The sequence below is a fragment of the Shewanella sp. Pdp11 genome, from assembly GCF_002838165.1.
Classification (GTDB): domain Bacteria; phylum Pseudomonadota; class Gammaproteobacteria; order Enterobacterales; family Shewanellaceae; genus Shewanella; species Shewanella hafniensis.
The window spans coordinates 242,486-262,962 of the sequence record NZ_CP015194.1 but is presented as its reverse complement, the minus strand read 5'-3'; the positions used below and the strand labels follow the sequence as shown (position 1 = coordinate 262,962).

The 20,477-nt window shown below is 45.0% G+C and carries 17 protein-coding genes; 7 read left to right on the top strand and 10 right to left on the bottom strand.

The genetic code is table 11. The features are described 5' to 3' along the window. Positions 1–232 precede the first annotated feature (232 nt). The gene (locus AYJ58_RS01230) at positions 233–436 is read left to right on the top strand and encodes a DUF2986 domain-containing protein (protein ID WP_106651717.1); all 204 of its coding nucleotides are present in this window, start codon (positions 233–235) and stop codon (positions 434–436) included. A gap of 134 nt (positions 437–570) precedes the next feature. On the opposite strand, the gene AYJ58_RS01225 is transcribed toward AYJ58_RS01230, so the two are convergent. The 3 genes from AYJ58_RS01225 to AYJ58_RS01215 all read right to left on the bottom strand — a co-directional run bounded on the left by AYJ58_RS01225 (position 571) and on the right by AYJ58_RS01215 (position 3,159). Next, positions 571–1,083 (bottom strand): M23 family metallopeptidase, encoded by a 513-nt coding sequence (locus AYJ58_RS01225; protein WP_106648401.1) that lies wholly within the window; start codon positions 1,081–1,083, stop codon positions 571–573. Between the two features lie 39 nt (positions 1,084–1,122). Next, positions 1,123–1,728, bottom strand: a complete 606-nt coding sequence (locus tag AYJ58_RS01220; protein WP_106648400.1) for a hypothetical protein — start codon at positions 1,726–1,728, stop codon at positions 1,123–1,125. Positions 1,729–2,073: 345 nt separating this feature from the next. Continuing rightward, a complete protein-coding gene (locus AYJ58_RS01215; protein WP_106648399.1) occupies positions 2,074–3,159 on the bottom strand; it encodes an MBL fold metallo-hydrolase in 1,086 nt (361 codons plus the stop codon). A 167-nt stretch (positions 3,160–3,326) separates the two neighbouring features. Between AYJ58_RS01215 and AYJ58_RS01210 the strand changes: the two genes are divergently transcribed. After that, the gene (locus AYJ58_RS01210) at positions 3,327–3,938 is read left to right on the top strand and encodes a TetR/AcrR family transcriptional regulator (protein WP_106648398.1); all 612 of its coding nucleotides are present in this window, start codon (positions 3,327–3,329) and stop codon (positions 3,936–3,938) included. A gap of 67 nt (positions 3,939–4,005) precedes the next feature. On the opposite strand, the gene AYJ58_RS01205 is transcribed toward AYJ58_RS01210, so the two are convergent. Then, positions 4,006–5,349 (bottom strand): anaerobic C4-dicarboxylate transporter, encoded by a 1,344-nt coding sequence (locus tag AYJ58_RS01205; protein ID WP_106648397.1) that lies wholly within the window; start codon positions 5,347–5,349, stop codon positions 4,006–4,008. A 264-nt stretch (positions 5,350–5,613) separates the two neighbouring features. Here AYJ58_RS01205 and AYJ58_RS01200 point away from each other — a divergent pair, with 264 nt between their 5' ends. Both AYJ58_RS01200 and AYJ58_RS01195 read left to right on the top strand, forming a co-directional pair. Next, entirely contained in the window at positions 5,614–6,792 is a 1,179-nt protein-coding gene (locus tag AYJ58_RS01200; protein ID WP_106648396.1) for a PrnB family protein, read from the top strand. Between the two features lie 4 nt (positions 6,793–6,796). Further along, positions 6,797–7,918, top strand: coding sequence for an aminotransferase class V-fold PLP-dependent enzyme (locus tag AYJ58_RS01195; protein WP_106648395.1), 1,122 nt, complete (start codon positions 6,797–6,799; stop codon positions 7,916–7,918). 179 nt (positions 7,919–8,097) lie between these two features. Here the strand turns inward: AYJ58_RS01195 and AYJ58_RS21995 are convergent, their stop codons facing one another. Further along, positions 8,098–8,283 (bottom strand): YceK/YidQ family lipoprotein, encoded by a 186-nt coding sequence (locus tag AYJ58_RS21995; RefSeq protein ID WP_232790845.1) that lies wholly within the window; start codon positions 8,281–8,283, stop codon positions 8,098–8,100. A gap of 665 nt (positions 8,284–8,948) precedes the next feature. On the opposite strand from AYJ58_RS21995, the gene AYJ58_RS01185 reads away from it, so the two are divergent. Further along, positions 8,949–9,953, top strand: coding sequence for a TIR domain-containing protein (locus AYJ58_RS01185; protein ID WP_106648393.1), 1,005 nt, complete (start codon positions 8,949–8,951; stop codon positions 9,951–9,953). Positions 9,954–10,206: 253 nt separating this feature from the next. On the opposite strand, the gene glnA is transcribed toward AYJ58_RS01185, so the two are convergent. After that, on the bottom strand, positions 10,207–11,616 hold the full coding sequence (glnA, locus tag AYJ58_RS01180; protein WP_106648392.1) for a glutamate--ammonia ligase: 1,410 nt from the start codon (positions 11,614–11,616) through the stop codon (positions 10,207–10,209). A 1,032-nt stretch (positions 11,617–12,648) separates the two neighbouring features. On the opposite strand from glnA, the gene typA reads away from it, so the two are divergent. Continuing rightward, on the top strand, positions 12,649–14,460 hold the full coding sequence (gene typA, locus AYJ58_RS01175) for a translational GTPase TypA (RefSeq protein ID WP_106651716.1): 1,812 nt from the start codon (positions 12,649–12,651) through the stop codon (positions 14,458–14,460). 582 nt (positions 14,461–15,042) lie between these two features. Here typA and AYJ58_RS01170 read toward each other — a convergent pair. The 4 genes from AYJ58_RS01170 to AYJ58_RS01155 form a co-directional block, all read right to left on the bottom strand. Next, positions 15,043–16,935, bottom strand: coding sequence for an LTA synthase family protein (locus tag AYJ58_RS01170; RefSeq protein ID WP_106648391.1), 1,893 nt, complete (start codon positions 16,933–16,935; stop codon positions 15,043–15,045). Between the two features lie 84 nt (positions 16,936–17,019). Continuing rightward, positions 17,020–18,234 (bottom strand): 4Fe-4S binding protein, encoded by a 1,215-nt coding sequence (locus tag AYJ58_RS01165; protein WP_106648390.1) that lies wholly within the window; start codon positions 18,232–18,234, stop codon positions 17,020–17,022. 266 nt (positions 18,235–18,500) lie between these two features. Beyond that, positions 18,501–19,154, bottom strand: a complete 654-nt coding sequence (locus AYJ58_RS01160; RefSeq protein WP_006079785.1) for a DUF2959 domain-containing protein — start codon at positions 19,152–19,154, stop codon at positions 18,501–18,503. Positions 19,155–19,178: 24 nt separating this feature from the next. After that, positions 19,179–19,400 carry a hypothetical protein gene (locus AYJ58_RS01155; protein ID WP_006079786.1) on the bottom strand — a complete coding sequence of 74 codons (222 nt, stop codon included), beginning with the start codon at positions 19,398–19,400 and terminating at the stop codon, positions 19,179–19,181. A gap of 81 nt (positions 19,401–19,481) precedes the next feature. Between AYJ58_RS01155 and AYJ58_RS01150 the strand changes: the two genes are divergently transcribed. Then, a complete protein-coding gene (locus tag AYJ58_RS01150; protein ID WP_106648389.1) occupies positions 19,482–20,450 on the top strand; it encodes a virulence factor BrkB family protein in 969 nt (322 codons plus the stop codon). The last annotated feature ends 27 nt before the right edge of the window (positions 20,451–20,477 follow it).

Here is a 20,477-nt window from a genome sequence, read left to right as displayed (position 1 = left end):
CCTCAAGGGTTACCCAGTGCGAGTTCATGCCGGTCAGCCCGCGCCTTACTTAGCGTTTGGCATAGCTTTCGCGATCTGATGGTTTGGGCGCAGGCTTGATGACTTGGGACTTATTAACTGAGTTAGCGTTGGGCGTGGGTGAGACGATCTGACTTAGTTCTTTCGATTGTCTGGCGTGCAGCTGGAGGGCTATAATCGCGCCCCTTTATTACTAATCCGCATTGGTGCCCTGATGAACCGCAAAAAGAAGATAAACCAAACCTTGAAAAGCAAGGCGAAAAAGGCCAATGCCAAACTGCAATCGAGTAATAAACCTAAATATATTGCGAAGGCGGATAGGGAAGCATTAGCTGCAGGGGCCGGTATCGAGTCGCAGACTATGGATGCTACGGCAGTTAACGCTGTGACTCTTGATACTACATCTATTGAATCATAAGTCTTCGTTGATTTCTTCGTATAATCTGACGGCTGTGCTGGCATTCATTGCGTCTGCCGACATGGCGAGTTGCTGAACCCTCATTTGTAGTTGATATTGCCGCGAAGCTGCTATGTTTACTCATCACCTAAGTCTTAGTACGTTTCTAAGTAGCTGATGGGGTTTTGATAAAAGGCCTTTTTATATCCTTGGGTTGAAGTATCCATCAGCCAAGGTTTCGGCAATAAGCTCAAAATGGAATAATGCAAATGGGGCGGTTTACCTTGCGCATTACCCGTATCGCCGACTGTACCCAGCGTTTCACCTTGGTGGACCATTAATCCCGTGGTCGATTCAATTTGCGCTAAATGGGCAAAGTAATGAATTTGCCATTTAGGGCCTAGACCAACCACCACATTGCCTCCTTCAAAGAAGTCGCCTCGATATAAGATCAACATAGGCGTTGGCGCAATCGCGGCGGTATTTTTGGCAGCGAAAATATCTACCCCCTTGTGCACGCCCGATGAACCCCAAGGTTCATACCAAAAGGTTTGGCTATTCCAGTCTTTACTGCTGGCGCCTTTTACCGGGATCACAGGTGACTCAGGGATCAAGTAACCGCCAAGTAGTAGTAACGCCAGTGCTAATCCAACAGATGTTAATTTCATTTTTTATCCTGCATTAAGCCTTAGTGCTTCTTTCAAACCTTAATGGAAATCACTGAATTGCTGCCAATTTACTGGGTACTGTAAACGCTCAGCTGTTGAGAGTGATAACCAATAGGGTTGCCAAAAATAGTTGCACCAAAAATCGTTGCACCAAAAATCGATATTACCTTGAAGACTGCCAAGGGAATCGGGATCGACATCGGGAAAGCTTTCCCAAGGGTGAGGTAAAGTCGATTTGAACGCAATCAGTTGTTCTAATAGCGCTTTGTCGTTGGTTATTAAACTGACGCAAATCCCCGCAAAATCGGCATATTGGTGGAGCTGCAAGCTGGTCGCTTGGCTCGGATGGGTTATCAGGCCATTAAAGTTGGCGGCATGTTCGGGCAATATCCCAAAACCTGCATTGCCGATTAACGAATCTAAGGTTTGCTTGCCTTCTAAGGTCAGTAAGCAGTGAACTTGATAGGCGTAGATATCAGTCTGCACAATTGATGTCACTAGCGGATAGGCTTGGTTTGTCGGCAAGTCGATGTCTGGCATTTGCGCGGGATGAAAAATGGCGGTTAAGTTATCCTGTTGCTCTAGTGGGCTGTTGCCATAAAAAGTGCGATGAAGTTGTTTCTTAAGCCAAGTGAGCACCGACATGAGCGCGACCTTTAGGGAAATGTTAAGTGATCATGGTGTATCCAAAGATTAAAATCACCAGTCTTGTTCTTGTGCCCGCTATTTTAATATGGTCAGTTAGAAGCATTAATACCATTAATTCAGTTGGGTATAAAAAATGACAAGGCAAGTGATCTTATGCCCAAAATCAAGCAGGCGTCTAGAATTTAGTGTTTGCAGGAGGAGGCTTAATACTGAAGTTGTAAGCTTTTGAGCGCCGACGAGTGAGAATCTGTTGAATGGTAATCCGCAGTGGCTCTCCTGTGTTGGAGAGCCAATGATTTAACGTTTTTTAGTGTATTAATAAAGCTCAGATAAGAGTACTGACTAGAGCTTATCTGAACTCATACGCGCTGGAATGATTTCAAACACGGTTCTGTCTTTGGGCAAATAGGTTTTCCACCAAGCGTGATTCAAAGCAGGGCTATGGGCTAAATCGCTTAGGTTGATGCCTTGACCAAATTCCGGCGTTAGCAGCGGCACGCAATAGGCTTTAGCGGCTACAGAGATTCGTTCCAATGGTTCGTACCAACTATGTAGCGCGAGATCGAAGCTGCTGTTATGTATCGGAATTAAGTGTCGTCCACGAAGATCTAAATGCGCCCGCAGTGATTGCTCTGGCTGCATGTGGATATCTGCCCACATCTCATCGTAGGCACCCGTTTCGATTAAGGTTAAATCGAAAGGCCCGAGTTTGTCGCCAATCGTTTTGAAGCCGCTGAAGTAACCAGAATCACCGCTGAAAAACAGTTTGATCTCAGGGGACTGAATAACCCAAGATGCCCACAGGGTTTGGTTTTTGTCCGAGATACCACGGCCTGAAAAGTGCTGTGCTGGCGTCGCGGTAAAACTCAGACCCGCATGTTGGGTTGCTTGCCACCAATCGAGCGCGACTATCTTGCTGGCAGGCACGCCCCACGCGAGCAAATGTTTATCCACACCCAGTGGCACGATAAATTTTTGCGTGCGCTCGGCGAGAGCTAAAATGCTGTGTTTATCTAAATGATCATAATGATCGTGGGACAAAATAATCCCTGCGAGCGCTGGAATATTATCGAGTTCGATTGGTAACTCGTGGAATCGTTTTGGCCCAAACATTTGGCTTGGCGAGGCGCGTTTCGAAAAAACAGGATCGGTTAACCAATATTGACCGTTGAGTTGCAACAGCACTGTCGAATGACTGATTTTATACAGCATAGGTGTTGCATCCGCAGTGGGGTTTAGCTGCATTTTTTGGATTGGCAGTGCTTGGTTTGGACTCTTATCAGGAATGCTTTCGGTCATGTAACGCCATAAAATAGAAAGTAAATTACCTTCACCACTGTGGGTATTGGGAGCTTCATTGCTGAATGTGTCACCCTTAACATGGGCCGAAGTCTTAGTATTTGCGTCAGTTTCTGTTTGAGTGGCCATGATAGAACTCCCGAGTAGTAGTAAGGTCAAGACAATCTTCAATCGCATTTATAATCGCATGTACAACATTAAAAAGTAAACTACACAGTGTAGTTTACATGCGGCGGTGTAAAAGTAAACTGGATAGTGTAAAATGTCGACAAATGATTTTTATGGTGTAGGAAAACATGGCAGACAAACCCATTAAATTGACAAACACTCAGCAGAAACGTGTGGCAATTCTGCGTGCCTCACGGGAAGAGTTTATGGTTAATGGCTTTGTGGGGGCCAGTATGGACAGGATCGCCCAGCGGGCTAATGTTTCTAAACGTACTGTGTATAACCATTTTCCGAGTAAGGAAGTGCTGTTTGATACCACAACCACAGAGTTGTGGGCGCGAACGAAAGAGGCGGCGACCTTAGTTTACAATCCTGCGCAGAGTCTTGAAGATCAGTTGCAGCAAATTGCGCATCGATGCTGGGCTTTGTATCAGCAGCCTGAGTTTCTCGATGTGGCGCGGGTGGTGATGGCAGAGTTTATTCGCTCGCCTGTCCAAGCGACTGAAGCGATGGAGAAGCTTGCGAAGCAAGAAGGTGGACTCGAAGCTTGGCTTGCGGGAGCGGTAGAACACAAGGCGCTGAATATCGATGATATTGCAATGGCATCGACTCAGTTTTGGGGCATGTTTAAGGCGTTTGCATTCTGGCCTAAGCTGTTCCATATGAAAAATAATGATGATAATCAGCAAGCGATTATCGACGCCAATATTAAGATGTTTTTGGCTATGTATCGCGCTTAAATCTAGCGTTTAATCCTATTCAAAACAAAGGCCGCATCAGCGGCCTTTGTTATTTGTGAAATACAGCCTAGAGCAAGGCTGTCGCCAGCAGATAACCTACGCTCGATGCGGTACCTACACCGATAAAACCTGGAATAATAAAGCTGTGGTTAATAATGAACTTACCTATTTTAGTTGTGCCTGAACGGTCAAAGCCGATACAGGCCAGATCGCTTGGATAAGTAGGGAGCACAAAATAACCGTAGCTTGCAGGAAGGAAAGCGATCAAGAGTTTTGGATCGACCCCCAAAGCGAGGCCCATAGGCGCAATGGCAGTCAGCGCCGCCGCTTGGCTATTAACAAGCTTAGAGATAAGAAACAGCACTAAGGCATAGGTCCAAGGCTGGCTTTGCACCACGTGGGAGAGGTTTTCCTTGAGCACATCCATATGGCTGATAAAGTACGTATCGCTCATCCAAGCCACGCCAAATACGGAGAAAATCGCCACCATGCCAGCTTTAAAAACTGGACCATTGGCAATCTCAGTCGGTTTGACTTTGCAGGTCATCAGAATAAAAGCTCCTGCAATTAACATCATCATCTGGATGACTAAGTTCATCGATAATAAGGTTGTTTTCCCTTTAACTTCAAATGCAGGGCGCAGTTCACTAAAAGAACCTAGTAGCACCACAGCAGCAATAGCCGCAAAGAAAATCCCCGTTGCCCAGTAAGCTTCCTTAGTAAAACGTTGATTAAGCAGGGTTTCGCTTTTGTCATAGATAAAGGCTCTTTGGACTGGATCTTTAATGCGTTCTTGAAATTCTTCATCTTTATCTAAATCTTTACCACGACGCAGACTCCAAAGTGCTGCAGCCATGACACCGCAAAGCGATGCTGGCACTGACACCATTAAAATTTCGAGCAGATTGTAAGCGCGGCCTACACCCTGTTGTGATGCCAGAATCGACACCATAGACACCACAGCTACCGACACAGGCGAAGCGCAAATCGCCATTTGTGAGGCGACAGATGCCACTGCCATTGGACGTTCTGGGCGAATATTTTTCTTCAGCGCGATATCGGAAATAATCGGGAACATGGTGTAAACCACATGGCCAGTACCGCAAAGGAAGGTCAGCGTCCACGTGGTCAGTGGCGCCAGAATCGTGATGTATTGTGGATGACGGCGCAGTAAGCGCTCGGCATACTGCATCATCACATCTAATCCGCCCGCGGTTTGCAATACGGCCGCACAGCCGATCACCGCAAGAATCGTTAGCATAACTTGTACTGGCGGTTGTCCCGGCGCTAAACCGAAGACAAATATCAGTAAAAATAATCCAATACCACTTATCAGTCCGAGTCCCATACCACCGTAGCGGGTACCCAGCAGCAAGCAGCCGAGTACGACAATAAATTCCATTAAAATCATTTTGATTTACCCCTGCGGAACCTGCCGCGCTATTTGTATTAGGACTATCTGTATTTGGCGTTATTTTGCGAGGCGATTGATTTTGATAACTTGCGCTGGAGCAAGGTGTAAATAAAAAGTGGCATTAGAATTTTCATAAATTTGAGCTAGCGCTAGAAACGCATGGCGATAAGTTGCATTCTGGTTAACGAGTTTTACGGAAAGGGCTAAGACTTAGCGCTCGCTCCGTTTACAAGAACGATAACAATACTCAAGGATAAGCCCGTGAAACCTGCCACCTTTAATACCGAAGCCTTCGATGATTGGATCCGCAGTCGCTTTGTGGAACTCAACTCAGAGCTAGAACAGCTTTATTATCAACAAACGGACCGAGCCAATGTGCTCGATATCGGCGCAGAAGCTAAGTTGGCGCTAGAGAGCGAAGGCCGAGGATTGATTAAGGCCTTGCTCGATGAGGGGAATACCGATGAAGGGTTCGACAGTGCCTTTGATTTACTCGGTAACGTGGGGCTATACATGGCAGCTTGTCGACGCCATGAAATTACTGAGCCCTCACGGGAAACCACCTCACCATTAGCTGAGGCTTCTGCGCTCGCCATGCATATTGGCGCTTCAATAGGCGTCACGCCGCGCTTTGCCACCGCACATTTAACTACCCATAATCGTGCCCACAATGGCATTTATAAGCGCTTTACCGATCTGAGCGCCGAAAAGCTGTTTGTGGATTACAACACTAAGGGCATTTTGGCCTATAAACGCGCTGCCGATGCGTTATTGAAAATCCAGCCTTTGGGCATTTCCCATCCTATCAGTCACGATTTACTGCGAGTCGCTAAACAGGCATTGCAAGATGTGATTGAGTCGAATACTCAATTATTCAATCGATTAGATACGGATCGTTTCTTTTACTGTGTTCGCCCTTACTACAAACCTTATCGGGTGGGCTCGGTTATTTATCGCGGTGCCAATGCAGGGGATTTTGCGGGGATTAATGTCATCGATTTAACACTAGGTCTTTGTTTCGCTAATGAAGCTTCCTACTCGCAAATGCTGGTGGACAAGTTTTTATACATGATGCCGGAGGATCAACAGATATTGCGCGAGTGCATGCGTCGGCCGAATTTGATGGATGACTTTCTGCAGGCAAAAGATTGCTCAACCCAAGATTGGTATCAAGAAAACTTGCGACTCTTTATTGAAGTCTGCGAATTACATGGCGAGACTGCGATTCAGCACCATAATGAGTTAGTGACTAAATATATTGCCGAGCCTTCGACAACGATGGAGCAGCAGCATTTAGCTAAGGTCACCGCCAGTGGTCCGCCACTGCATGTGCTACTCGGTTCATTGGAGCGACTCAGAGATAGGCGCGCCGCCGCTCAGCGCAGCGACATCCGGACGCGTTATGATGAGATTAAGAAACTGAAAGAGAGTTTGAGATAACACTATGTTTGCAGACTATAAAAAGGACTTTTACCTCGCGGGTCCAGGATATCTATTGAACCATTCCGTCGGTCGACCGTTAAAATCGACCGAACAGGTCTTCAAAGAAGCCTTTTTTGCGCCTTGGCAGGAGTCGGGGCGCGAACCTTGGGGTCAGTGGCTGAGTGTGATTGATGATTTTACTTTCGCCTTATCTAAATTGTTTAACGGCCATCAAAAGGACTTTTGTCCTCAGGTGAATCTCTCCAGTGCGCTGACTAAAATCGTCATGTCACTCGACCGATTAAATCGCGAACACGCCGTTGTGTTAATGAGTGAGATTGATTTCCCCAGTATGGGTTTCGCCCTTAAAAAAGCACTGCCAGCCAGCTGCGAAGTACGTTTCATCCCTAAGGGGCTCGATGTCACTGACCCTAATGTGTGGGACGCGCATATCAGTCGTGATGTGGATCTGGTGTTTGTTAGTCATGCTTACTCGAATACTGGGCAGCAAGCGCCATTAGCCAATATTTTTACCATAGCCCGTGAGCGAGGCTGTTTGAGCTTAGTGGATGTGGCGCAATCGGCGGGGATTATTCCGCTAGATCTCGCGCGCCTACAACCTGACTTTTTAATCGGGTCGAGTGTGAAATGGCTCTGCGGCGGCCCTGGTGCAGCCTATCTTTGGATTAACCCTGCCATTTTGGATCGTTGCCAACCTAAGGATGTGGGGTGGTTTAGCCATGAGAATCCGTTCGAATTTGATATCCACGACTTTCGTTATCAGCACTCCGCAATGCGCTTCTGGGGTGGAACGCCTTCAATCGCCCCCTATGCCATTGCCGCTCACAGTATTCATTATCTGGCGGGTTTAGGTGTCCCCTTGCTGCGTAAATGTAATCAGCAGTTGATTGATGCTGTGGCGCAGGAGCTTGAGCATGAGTTTGTATCACCACGTGATGTTGAAAAGCGCAGCGGTACACTGATCTTACAGTTTGGTGAGCAACAACATAAAATCATGACGGCATTAGCGAACGCGAATATTAGTGTCGACGCCCGCAGCATGGGTATCCGGATTTCGCCGCATATCTACAACAATATGGCCGATATCAAGCTGTTACTTGATGTGATAAAAGCGAATCGCTAACTTAAATGATTTAAAATGGCTTGCTAGGCTAAGTTGTACTACGTAACTGCAACTAACAAGGCATAACTAACAAGACACAACACTCAGGGAGGCAAACCGCGACATGGTCGTTCCCGTATGCCGGCGTTAACTCACCGCCACACAGGCAACTTGAGGTTATTTATTGGGTGCGATCATGCTTAAATCTTATAGTCATAGCGGCAGACCATAGGTCGCGGGGTGTGGAGCTTGGGATCGCTGGGCGTGATCGCTAAATCTACGGGTAGCATAACAGTATCGACGATCAGCGCACTGCTCATATCAACGAGTGTCAGCGGGATGGTAAAGAGCAGCAAGGGCGGGGCCGCCAACGCGGAGATAATCATACACTCCTCGCCATTATCAACAGCCGTTTGCACACTTGAGAAAGAGTGACCCCAAGTTGAATCTTCCCCCATCCTCGACGTTATCGTTGCACATCCCGTGAGAGAACAGCACACGACCAACCAAGTCAACCAACGCATAACCACTCCATTGTTTATAGGTGAAAAACCGCATTGCTTCGGTATGATCTACTCACTTGATCAACTGAAAGCGTTAGTGATGTGGAACCAGATCTAGTTTCATTCGACGCCAACCTGTTCTGTTTCAACAGCTTGGCATTCTAACTATATGATTATATCTGTCAATTATTCATCAACAGAAACGAGATACAACCAAGCTCAATAACCTAGTTGTTAACGGCGACTATTGTTTTGGATAAGCATTAAACATGGAGGTTTGTATGCCTTGCCCTCGCAGAACTCAGATAAGTTTTGAACATACTCTTCAAAATCAGTCTCCACTTCCCTCACTGGCCATCTAGCTACTTTTATTACTTTCCTTAAAACTGCTTCAGTAAATATTCGCTTGAGGGTAGGCCGAGAGCATATTATGTTGCTGATTTAAAATGGATGGCTGGATTATTGTCTCTAGCATAAAAATCTGTGTGCTACCTAGTGGTGTAACTGTTTGATGGTGTTAGAATATCCCGCAGTTAAAAGGAGATTTTATGGCAAACTTGTCACGCAGAGATATATCTAGCTTAGAAAAATACTTACAGATGGAAGGTGGGCATCTGCTCGACTTCTCACATAAAACACTAGCTGATTTCTTCGATGATTATGGTATTGATATCAATGAGGAACAATACCAATTCGGGTCAGGTTCAAAGGCAAACAGAATGCGTGGCTTTTGGCACTTTAGTGATGAAGCAACAGTCGGGACAGTTCTCTTAGGTATAATTGATTACTACGATGAGAAGCGGGAGAACAGTTACTATGGCAGCCAAAATCATAGCGATGATTTACGTGCAAGATGTCTTGATATAGCTAATAGACTAGTAGCTGGCTCATACCGTGCTCAGAGTCATTTAAGTGCTCCACATCCACAGCCCTCGAGTACACATGCCTCAAATCCGACCAAACCATTCAGCCCTCCTCCTGTGCAACAACCGCATCAGCCATTCGTACCGTCCGCATCTGTCCAGCAACCTCCAAGTTCCCAGACACTGCTACAACCATCAATATTGTATCAGCAACCACAACAAGTGCTTCAACCGACCCAACAATTAAGCGATACACAGAAGGTATTTATTGTTCATGGTCATGATGATGTTTTGAGGTTGGAGGTTGAGAACTTTGTTCGAACTGTCGGATTAAAGCCCGTCGTGTTGATGAATCAAGCGAGCGGTGGTAATACTATCATCGAGAAGATTGAAGAGCATGGTGCAGTTGACTACGCAATAGTGCTATATACGCCTTGTGATGAAGGACGGAAAAAGGGCACTGAAGAACTGAATGGCCGCGCTCGCCAGAATGTTGTGTTTGAGCATGGCTACTTCATCGCTCGCCTAGGTCGGAAGAAAGTCTCAGCAATTGTTAAAACAGGTGTTGAGATTCAGAATGATATTCAAGGTGTTGTCTACATCAGTGCTGAACTTGATTGGCAGACACAATTGCTAAAAGAGTTTAAGAAAGCCCGCATAACATTCGATGCGGACGCTTTATTTGTTTAGGACAGCTAAGTTGGACACCCAACCTTAATGGCGTGGTCGTTACCTTTTTAGCCCTGCTTGGATTAAGCATTAAATAAGGAAGTTTGTATGCCACGTCCTCGCAGAATTCAGATAAGTCTCAAATTCTGTGTTACATCTATCGCCATGACCATTGTTATCTTCAAGATACAAAAAAGCCCCAACAGCAAAACTGTTGGGGCTTTTATACTTTACGCATGCATTTATACAGTAAGTAATTACATGTCGTTAGCCATTACAGGCTGTAGTACATTTCAAACTCAAGTGGGTGAGTAGTACGTGCTACACGCTCAGCTTCAGCTGTTTTCAGTACGATATAAGATTGGATGAAATCTTCACTGAACACGCCGCCTTTTGTCAGGAACTCATGGTCAGCTTGCAGATTTTCAAGGGCGTTTTCTAATGACGTTGCCACTTGTGGGATTTCAGCCGCTTCTTCTGGAGGCAGATCGTACAGATCTTTGTCCATCGCCTCACCTGGGTGGATCTTGTTTTGGATACCGTCAAGACCCGCCATCAGCAGCGCTGCGAAACCTAAGTATGGGTTGGCATGTGGATCAGGGAAGCGTGCTTCGATACGACGGCCTTTAGGGCTTGGTACCACTGGAATACGGATTGATGCAGAGCGGTTACGGGCAGAGTAGGCCAACATAACAGGTGCTTCAAAGTGTGGCACTAAACGCTTGTAAGAGTTAGTGCTTGGGTTAGTGAAAGCGTTCAGCGCGCGAGCGTGCTTGATGATACCACCTATGTAGTACAGCGCCGTTTCACTTAAACCTGCGTATTTGTCGCCAGCGAACAAGTTAACACCGTCTTTCGCCAGAGATTGGTGAACGTGCATGCCGCTACCATTGTCACCAACGATAGGTTTAGGCATGAAAGTCGCCGTCTTGCCGTAAGCGTGTGCCATGTTGTGCACTACGTACTTCAGAATTTGGATTTCATCCGCTTTCTTAGTCAAAGTATTGAAGCGAGTAGCGATTTCGTTTTGACCTGCAGTCGCCACTTCGTGGTGATGCGCCTCAACCACTTGGCCCATTTCTTCGAGCACCAAACACATAGCGCTACGTAGGTCTTGTGATGAGTCAACCGGTGCAACTGGGAAGTAACCGCCTTTAACAAATGGACGGTGACCAGTGTTGCCGCCTTCGTAGCTAGTCGCTGAGTTCCAAGCCGCTTCTTTAGCGTCGATCTTAACGAAACAACCTGACATGTCAGTACCGAAACGGACATCGTCAAATAGGAAGAATTCTGGTTCTGGTCCAATCAATACAGTATCTGCGATACCAGTAGAGATCAGGTAAGCTTCTGCTTTTTTAGCGATTGAACGTGGGTCACGGTCGTACCCTGTCATTGTACCGGGTTCAAGAATGTCACAACGGATCAGCGCTGTGGTTTCTTCGGTGAAAGGATCCAGTACGAATGTCGTTGGATCTGGCATCAGTACCATGTCTGATTCGTTAATACCCTTCCAACCTGCGATAGAAGAACCGTCAAACATTTTGCCGTCTTCGAAGAAATCAGCATCTACCTGATGAGAAGGAATAGATACGTGCTGCTCTTTACCTTTAGTGTCGGTAAAACGTAAATCAACGAACTTAACTTCTAATTCTTCAAGTTGCTTTAAAACTGATTCAACTGACATTCTCAAGCCTCCGGTAGGGTAAAGGGATGCCCCTTCTATAATCTTTTAACTCAAGTGATTTATCTTGAGCCAAACTTACGAGCTATATAGCGATATCCATGCCAATAATTTAAATTACTGATTAACATGGTTTAAAATCTTTGCTGCACTTAATTGGATTCCAGTTTGCACCACTTTGGTGCTATTGGTTGAGGCATTTTGGTGCATTCATCCATTTTGGTGCGCACTGAATTGATTCATGCAAAGCTAAGTTTCAAAGCATAAGGTTCAAAGCACTAGTATGCATCGCTTATGTGGCAGTGAGATGGCAATCGCGCCTTGGCTCACAGGGACTACATAAGGATAGCGGCACTGAATCCAGTACCTATTTCAGCACTATTCTGGACTATTTTCTCTGGGCGATTTCACCGCCGCATAGTTGTCATAAAACCACGCTAGTCTGTTCAACTATGCCATGCATTCTCAATTCAATAGTGGTTTATTATCATATTATTAGGAAAGAGTTCGTTCTCATGTGCGAAATGTCTTTGCTGTTCACAGGCCAAGTGAAATCAGTGATGCGTAATAAAGGTATTGCGTGACAATGAAGTGAGTCTTAAAGGCATTCAGTTTTCGCGGTCATAAATGCCAATATCAACGCCCAGTTAAATCTGCGCTAGAAATTATTGCTGTTTCACGTCGAGATGATTTTGTCGCGGGAACATCAATTTGATTGATGTTTAAATCAGCAGAAATACTTTGCGTCTAGATTATGAAAAATAGTAAATTCAGCTGTTTAACTCGGATTTTTCCTACGAATATGGCAATTGAACAGTGCTTTAACTGTGGCATTAGCGGATTTCACTCAATGGAATATTGGCAGGAATTAGCCAAGGATCGGCGGATTGTTTTATAAGTGTTCAAAAATAATCCTGTGCGCCAAGGCCGCTCTGGAGTAGAATGACCCGCTTTTTATTATGGTGGGTCGAGTCGGGACACTATAACGAATTACTGAAATATCCCTATTTTTGTTTGATGGTAAGAGGTTTATCCGTGCTAGAGAATTTACGTAACATCGCCATTATTGCACACGTTGACCATGGCAAAACGACCCTGGTAGACAAGTTGCTGTCACAGTCAGGCACCCTTGCAACCCGAGGAGAAGCTACTGAGCGGGTGATGGACTCCAACGATCTTGAAAAGGAACGTGGGATCACGATTCTGGCAAAAAATACTGCCATCAAGTGGAACGACTACCGTATCAACATCGTTGATACCCCTGGCCACGCCGATTTCGGTGGTGAGGTTGAGCGTGTTCTGTCTATGGTTGACTCAGTATTATTGCTAGTTGATGCCGTTGACGGTCCAATGCCACAAACTCGCTTCGTAACGAAGAAAGCGTTTGCTCAAGGCTTAAAGCCAATCGTTGTTATCAACAAAATTGACCGCCCAGGCGCGCGCCCTGATTGGGTTATCGACCAAGTATTCGACCTGTTCGATAACTTAGGCGCAACTGACGAGCAGTTAGATTTCCCAATCGTTTACGCTTCAGCGTTAAACGGTTTTGCAACTTTAGATCCAGATGTTGCAAGTGAAGACATGACGCCGCTGTTCCAAACTATCGTTGAAAAAGTATCATTCCCTGATGCTGACTCAGAAGGTAGTTTCCAGATGCAAATTTCGCAGCTGGATTACAACTCATACGTGGGTGTTATCGGTATCGGCCGTATCAAGCGTGGTAGCATCAAAACTAACCAACAAGTCACTATTGTTGGTGCTGATGGCAAAACCCGTAACGGTAAAATGGGCCAAGTATTAGGTTACATGGGTCTAGAGCGTACTGAAGTTGAAGTTGCTAACGCAGGCGATATCGTTGCTATCACTGGTTTAGGTGAGTTGAAAATTTCTGACACTGTCTGTGCTGCTGGCGCTGTAGAAGCGTTACCGCCATTATCAGTTGATGAACCAACTCTGACCATGACGTTCCAAGTCAACACTTCACCTTTTGCGGGTAAAGAAGGTAAGTATGTGACTTCACGTAACATTCTTGAGCGTTTACAACAAGAATTGGTCCACAACGTGGCACTGCGTGTTGAAGAAACTGAAAGTCCAGATCGCTTCCGCGTATCAGGCCGTGGTGAATTGCATTTATCAATCTTGATTGAAAACATGCGTCGTGAAGGTTACGAGTTAGCTGTATCACGTCCAGAAGTTATTCTGAAAACCATCGACGGTGAATTGTGTGAGCCATTCGAAACGTTAACTGTTGACGTTGAAGAAGAAGATCAAGGCACAGTGATCGAGAAGTTAGGTACCCGTAAAGCTGAAATGAAAGACATGCAGCTTGATGGCAAAGGTCGTGTACGTATCGACTTTATTATCCCAAGCCGCGGTTTAATCGGTTTCCAAACTGAATTCTTAACAGCGACTTCTGGTACAGGTCTAATTTACCACTCGTTCGACCATTACGGTCCACACAAAGGTGGCGATATCGGTCAACGCGCTAACGGCGTATTGATTTCTAACGCAACGGGTAAGGCTCTGACATTCGCACTGTTCGGTCTACAAGACCGCGGCCGTCTCTTTATTGGCCACGCTGCTGAAGTATACGAAGGCCAAGTAGTTGGTATCCATGCTCGCTCAAACGACCTGACAGTTAACTGTCTGAAAGGTAAGCAGCTGACCAACATGCGTGCTTCAGGTACTGACGAAGCGCAAGTGTTGACTACGCCAATCACAATGACACTTGAGCAAGCGCTTGAGTTCATCGATGATGACGAATTGGTTGAAGTAACACCTAAGAGCATCCGTGTTCGTAAGAGACACTTGACTGAAAACGATCGTAAGCGCTTTAACCGCGGTTAATGCCAGCCTGTTGATTCAGGTGGCACACCCTTAAGGTGAGTCAATCGGTGTAAAAAGCCCTGCATAGGAAACTATGCGGGGCTTTTTGTTGGGGCTGATTTGGTCATGGGTATGCCGGCGATTAATTCAAACTTCTGAATCTTGAGATCTTGTATTACTCCTTATCGATTCACCATACGCAATTGCGGCAAGATTTTGTAAGGAGAGATCTAACATTTAGTATGGTTCCGCTTAGGTCTTGTGCAAATTCATTGTCGAGTGAACAGCAGGCATTTTTCCCTGTCAGTAACTTCCTGGGTAGCAGATAAAGTTCTTACTAAAGCGACGGCTTAGCCTGTCATCGTGGAAGGAATAAATTTTAATATATTCGTCAAAAAGGGAACGGATCAGTTGCTGTCGGTCTGGCTGTATAGTGTTAGCTATAAAACCATTTATCTGGTATTCGCATAGGAATAGTATCAGCGATAAGATTGAGTGATTTACTAACTGTAATCAATATTCTGGTGTATACATTAAAAACTGCAGATAGTGATATAAACCATTATCTGCAGTGTGCTTCGTTAGATTGGCAGTGCTTTGATGCTATTTAACCCAAGTATTGTTCAAAACTGCTTGCTGTGAGAGTTGAAATTCAAGCTTTAGCTGTTCTGCATACTTAGGTGCCAGATTCTCAATAAAGTCTACACTTTCACTCTCAGATATGATTTTATCTCCAGCGATTAAAAAACTACCTGAGTTGGTAAATGCGCCAAGCAAGTCGCCTTTTACTACAATACTATAGGGTTTTCGTTCCCTATAAAGAGAGCGACCAACTGATGCAAACTCGTCATTAAATCCGAGCAAATCAAAAGCGGTAGGTAAAATATCTAATTGGCTTGCGAGTATTTTATGTCGTTTAGGGGGAATATTTTGCCCAGGACGATAAATCCATAACGGAATATGGAATGCGCTTTCTAAGCCCGGCGTTTTCGTTTTGAACAAAGTGTGATCTGCCAAAATCATAAAGGTTGTATTTTCGTACCAGTCCTGTTTTGATGCTTCCGCAAAAAATGCTTTAAGAGATTCATCTGTATATCTAACAGTATTCAAAAAGTCGGTGAATGTATCTTGTCCATATGGATAAACCTGTAAATGCTTCGGTGTTTCTACATATGGCATATGGGTGGTACCTGTAAACGAAAAACTAATAAATGGCTTAGTTTTTTCGTTTGCTAATTCGAGTGTTTTCATCAACATCTCATAATCCCAACCAAACTGTGCGCCATCAGGATCGGGGTAGTCAGTTCGTGTTATTGGGATATCACTACGTCCAAGATATTGCTGAAAACCAGCATAGTTGGCTATCGAATCTAAACGAATCGAGTCACGTTTTGAGCTTTGCAGCATTTGGGTTTGGTAGCCATGAGCTTGAGCAATATTACCAATTTTTGTAAGGCGTGATAATTCCAGTCCTCCTCCGATATAACCAACACTCTCAAGGGGAGGTATGCCAAACAAGCTCGCTTGAACACCTAAATTACTGCGTTGAGCAACAGCATAGAAATTATCATAAACCTCAGCTTTTTTTGACAGTTCATCTAAAAATGGTGTGACTTTATAGTCTGAACCCGATAATCCATCTATATAAGCATAGCTTAACGCTTCTACCAAAATGATAACTAAATTTCGGCCATTGGGTGTATTCTCTGAGAATTGGCTTACGTATGGATATTTATATGCTTCATCTTCTGTCTTATTTAGCTGTTGTTTAAGCTCTTCGGAATTAAAGAATTTATAATCAGTACGCTTGAAGTTTTGAGTCGTTCCTTTGCCACCTGTATAAATACCATTTAAAATTAAATTAGCTTGCTGCTCACTTTGGTTTTTATATGCATCGATAATGCCAAGTGGCTTTCCATGCAAGTTTAATCCTCGTAGAAATAATATCAAGATAGGGATCGCAATAACAAAAACGCCAATTTGTGATGCTAGAGTCTTATGGTTTTTATTGTGGTAGAAAAATAGTTGGTATTTTTTTGCCAGCAAAATAATTATTATGGCAATAGTAGCAACGCTAAATATCGTTAACGCGAAATGATCTTTCATTAAAAATGGTAATACAAAAGATGTTTCAGTCATTAATAATGGTAGATCGCTAAATGTGTGTCTATTTACTACACCAAAATAAATAAAATCTCCAATAAGTGCGAGTGTAGATAGCAATAGCATTATTAAACCAAGCTTTAAACCCATATCTTTTATGAAACAAGTAATGCGGCCACTTCCTGGTACTAATATTAACAATGTAGGTATGATCATGACATAAGCAGTAGTCATGATATCAAAGCGAAATGATGTAAATATCACCGTGAGCAAATCGAATGTTTCTTTATAATAATCGTGATACACAATGTAATTCGCAATGCGAGAACAATTTAATATGAATAGCATGGAAATATATAGAAACAACACGCTGCGAAATTTACTCTGTTTCATACGATAAATTTTTTCAATGACTGTTTAAGGAGGTGCATAATAACACACCAACTTAGACTAGTTCAAAAGCAAACCTATACTCAGTTAATGCCCCACTCTATCTATCACTTGGATCAGTTCCATGCGGATATTGTCGGGTGTTTGGCTGTGCCAGAAGCCAGCTAAGTAAGCGCCAAGCGGCAGCATAAATAAGGCGATGAGCACTAATGCGAGTAATCCCTTATGGCCGAGTCTGTGGCCAGATTTAAGCCCTAGACCAAGGGCGGCTGATTTTGGACAAGCGGCGACGCAGCGCATACAGGCCTGGCATTCATCACTGCGCACCGTAGTCTTAGTGTGCACTATGATGTTTGCTGGGCAGGCGCGGGTGCACTTATCGCATTTCATCCCTTTTGCCTCGATAAGACAATGCTGAGTATCACGGCGTATTTTTAATGGGCTCGCAAAGCTTAAGATCCCGAGCATGGCACCATAAGGGCACAAGTAACGGCAGAATCCCTGACGGCGCCATGCGGCTAAGGCAAGGATCAGCGCAAACACAAACAAGGTAATCAGGCTCGGCGTCAGAAAGAACAGTGCCATTTTCAAGTCGGCAATCTTGTGATAATTACCTTCGAGATAATAAGGAATCGACTCACTTGGCATGCCAATCACTATGTAGCAAAGGCCAAGCAGCAATAGATACTTGAGCATACGCAGTGGCCAATCGAGCCAAGCGGGTGGTGTTAGTTCTGATTTAATAAAGCGTTTTCTAACAGCATACAAATATTCCCCTGCCAAACCTAATGGGCAAGCCCAACCACAAAATGCCCGCTTACAAAGTAATCCTGTGAGCAATACCGCCGCTAACATCACCGCGGCTGCAGGATGGGTTTGATCCCACAAATTTAGACTGACAATGGCCTTCAGTTCAATGCCGCCGGCAATCGGTAAAAAGGCATCGACCATATCGGGGCGCATTAGCCAAGGTGTAATCCCTTGCTTAAGCAATACGGTATTGATTGTGTATTGCACGGCAACCAGCAAAAGCGATAGTGCTAAGACATGTTGAGTGCCTTCCCGCAGAGTATTGATCTTAATCTCACCTTTGAAGGAGTCAGGCGCAAATTTATGTCCTACTAACGCTAAAGGCAGCGCAATAATCAGTCCGAGTGCTAAAGGCCAGTAAAGGCTGATCGCGACGGCGCTGACACTGAGTAACAGTGTTACGACAGCGCCCCATTTCTGGCCGCTCCAATAGCTCAGGGAGGCGAGATACATGAGTGCCAACATCAGAGTAAGTGATTCGATAAAAGTCATAGTGATGAATACAGCAAATGAGTAACGAGTACAGTGTCTGAGTGATGAGCTGATGATAAGTTTTTGAGTACTAAATGAAATTGTGCGGCAGGTCTAAGATTGGTGCTATCAATCCACTAAAGCGCGCCATAGCTCACAAAGCTAAGTGTTTTGGGCTTGCACAAATAAAGTATGGCTTGCAGGGACAGCGAGCGAGGTCACACAAAGCATAAAAAGCCCCAGCAATTTAGTGTGCTAGGGCTTAGGAGTTAAGTAGCAGCTTTGGTTCAACTTTTTGATTTTTCGAGTGACTCGATAAACTTGTTCGACTCATTAATCGATTTATTCATCTCTTTAATCAGGCCCGAAATGTCGGTTTGCAGACTAGCAAATTCGCCTTTGATCGCGCCAATGGCTTGGGCGTTCAAGTTATGCTTGAGATACAGCATATTGTCTTTCATGGCGGTGAGGATAGGCGGCATTTTTGATTCGGCGCGGTGCATGCTTTTGATCAATTGTTCGTAGGCGCGGCGCGTTTCTTTGAGCTTAGCTTCACTGTTACGGCGCAGGCTGGCTTTGCTGATCTCGCCAATTTCATCTTGCCATTCATCGAATAACGCTTCGGCCACATCTTCAACTTTCTTGATGCGGTTGCTGACGTTGTCTGCGGCGCTTTGGGCCGATTCGTATTCATCCTTGGCCTTGTTATAGGCTTTTTCTAGGTTGCCGCCATCGTGATTGAGCAGGGCTTGCATCTCTTCGAGGGCCGAGCTGAACTCTTTTTGGGCGTCCTCTTGGGATTCTTTTGCGTCTTTAACTCTGTCGACCATAATATCGCGTTTATGGTAACCGACCTTTTCCATCGCGCCGTAATAGGCGCTTTGGCAACCACTGAGCAGGAGGCTTGCGGCAATCAGGCCTGAAGTTATCAGTCTTTTCATTGGGTATTCCGTCGCTGAATGAAATTAATCGGCCTTAAATCGGGCCGCATCTATAATGCTCCACAGATGAAAGATAGCACCTATTACCGCGGGCACAATTAGCCACCAGAGTGCATAACCCACCACTGTGATAATGAAAAATAACAGTGCGGCCATAATGCGGCCTTGTAATAGTTGGCCTAACCCAGGGAAAAATAAGCTAGCAATAGCGGAAATAACGTTACCCGCAGATCCTTGTTGAGACATCAATTCACTCCTTAGACTTGTAAATTAAGTGTTTATTGTACGAAGATAACGAGTCTATACCAACAGAATCAAGAGAAACCCGTGACTAAGAAGATAGAACTGGCACAAATTCGCGTCTTATTCCTCGGGATCTGGCACTTCCTGCTGCATTTGCAGCGGCGTTTAGTGGAAGATCAGATCAATATCCGCGCCGGACATTTGGCCTATGTCACGCTATTGTCACTTGTGCCTATGGTAGCCGTGACTATGTCTATGTTGTCCGCTTTTCCTGTGTTTAAAGGCATACGTGGGCAGATAGAAGGCTTTGTTTATCAGAACTTTTTACCCGCCGCCGGCGATACTGTGCAAGTGTATATCAATGAGTTTGTCGCCAATGCCTCTAAGGGCACAGCTGTCGGGATTGCCGCTTTAGTGGTGGTCGCTATTTTGCTGATTTCCGCCATAGACAAATCCCTCAATAACATTTGGCGTACTAAAGAGAAGCGTTCTGTGGTGGTCGCATTTTCTATGTATTGGATGGTCATCACTTTGGGCCCTGTTTTGGTGGGGGCCAGTTTGGTGGCGACTTCCTACGTAGTGTCATTGAAGGTTTTTGACGGTCAGTTGTCGGGTGTGGTGCCCGTGTTTCTTGAGCGCTTGCCCATGCTGTTTTCAGTTGCAGCATTCTTGCTGTTATATATGGTGGTGCCTAATCAAAAGGTGAAGTTTCTACATGCACTATTAGGGGCGATTGTCGCCGCAATCTTGTTTGAGTTTGGCAAAAAAGCCTTTGCCTTGTATGTGACTCAGTTTCCGAGCTATGAGGCTATTTATGGGGCTTTAGCCGTGATCCCTATTATCTTTGTCTGGGTGTATTTATCGTGGATGATAGTATTACTCGGCGCGGAAATTACCGCGGCTATGCCAGAGTATTTAGATTATGAATCGAGCTGTGATGACGATGAAACGGATTTGGATGGTAAGCCTTTACAAGAGCGCCAAGATAATCAGTCTGTAACCTTAACTTCGGCAGAAGTCGATGCACTTAAGGCCGTGGCGAAATCGGAATGACATCCCTAAACGGTTATGTAATAGCGA

Bases quoted from the DNA above. Each gene is read 5' to 3' on its own strand.
- AYJ58_RS01230 (WP_106651717.1), top strand. From the start codon at position 233: ATGAACCGCAAAAAGAAGATAAACCAAACCTTGAAAAGCAAGGCGAAA.
- AYJ58_RS01225 (WP_106648401.1), bottom strand. From the start codon at position 1,083: ATGAAATTAACATCTGTTGGATTAGCACTGGCGTTACTACTACTTGGC.
- AYJ58_RS01220 (WP_106648400.1), bottom strand. From the start codon at position 1,728: ATGTCGGTGCTCACTTGGCTTAAGAAACAACTTCATCGCACTTTTTAT.
- AYJ58_RS01215 (WP_106648399.1), bottom strand. From the start codon at position 3,159: ATGGCCACTCAAACAGAAACTGACGCAAATACTAAGACTTCGGCCCAT.
- AYJ58_RS01210 (WP_106648398.1), top strand. From the start codon at position 3,327: ATGGCAGACAAACCCATTAAATTGACAAACACTCAGCAGAAACGTGTG.
- AYJ58_RS01205 (WP_106648397.1), bottom strand. From the start codon at position 5,349: ATGATTTTAATGGAATTTATTGTCGTACTCGGCTGCTTGCTGCTGGGT.
- AYJ58_RS01195 (WP_106648395.1), top strand. From the start codon at position 6,797: ATGTTTGCAGACTATAAAAAGGACTTTTACCTCGCGGGTCCAGGATAT.
- AYJ58_RS21995 (WP_232790845.1), bottom strand. From the start codon at position 8,283: ATGATTATCTCCGCGTTGGCGGCCCCGCCCTTGCTGCTCTTTACCATC.
- AYJ58_RS01185 (WP_106648393.1), top strand. From the start codon at position 8,949: ATGGCAAACTTGTCACGCAGAGATATATCTAGCTTAGAAAAATACTTA.
- glnA (WP_106648392.1), bottom strand. From the start codon at position 11,616: ATGTCAGTTGAATCAGTTTTAAAGCAACTTGAAGAATTAGAAGTTAAG.
- AYJ58_RS01170 (WP_106648391.1), bottom strand. From the start codon at position 16,935: ATGAAACAGAGTAAATTTCGCAGCGTGTTGTTTCTATATATTTCCATG.
- AYJ58_RS01165 (WP_106648390.1), bottom strand. From the start codon at position 18,234: ATGACTTTTATCGAATCACTTACTCTGATGTTGGCACTCATGTATCTC.
- AYJ58_RS01160 (WP_006079785.1), bottom strand. From the start codon at position 19,154: ATGAAAAGACTGATAACTTCAGGCCTGATTGCCGCAAGCCTCCTGCTC.
- AYJ58_RS01155 (WP_006079786.1), bottom strand. From the start codon at position 19,400: ATGTCTCAACAAGGATCTGCGGGTAACGTTATTTCCGCTATTGCTAGC.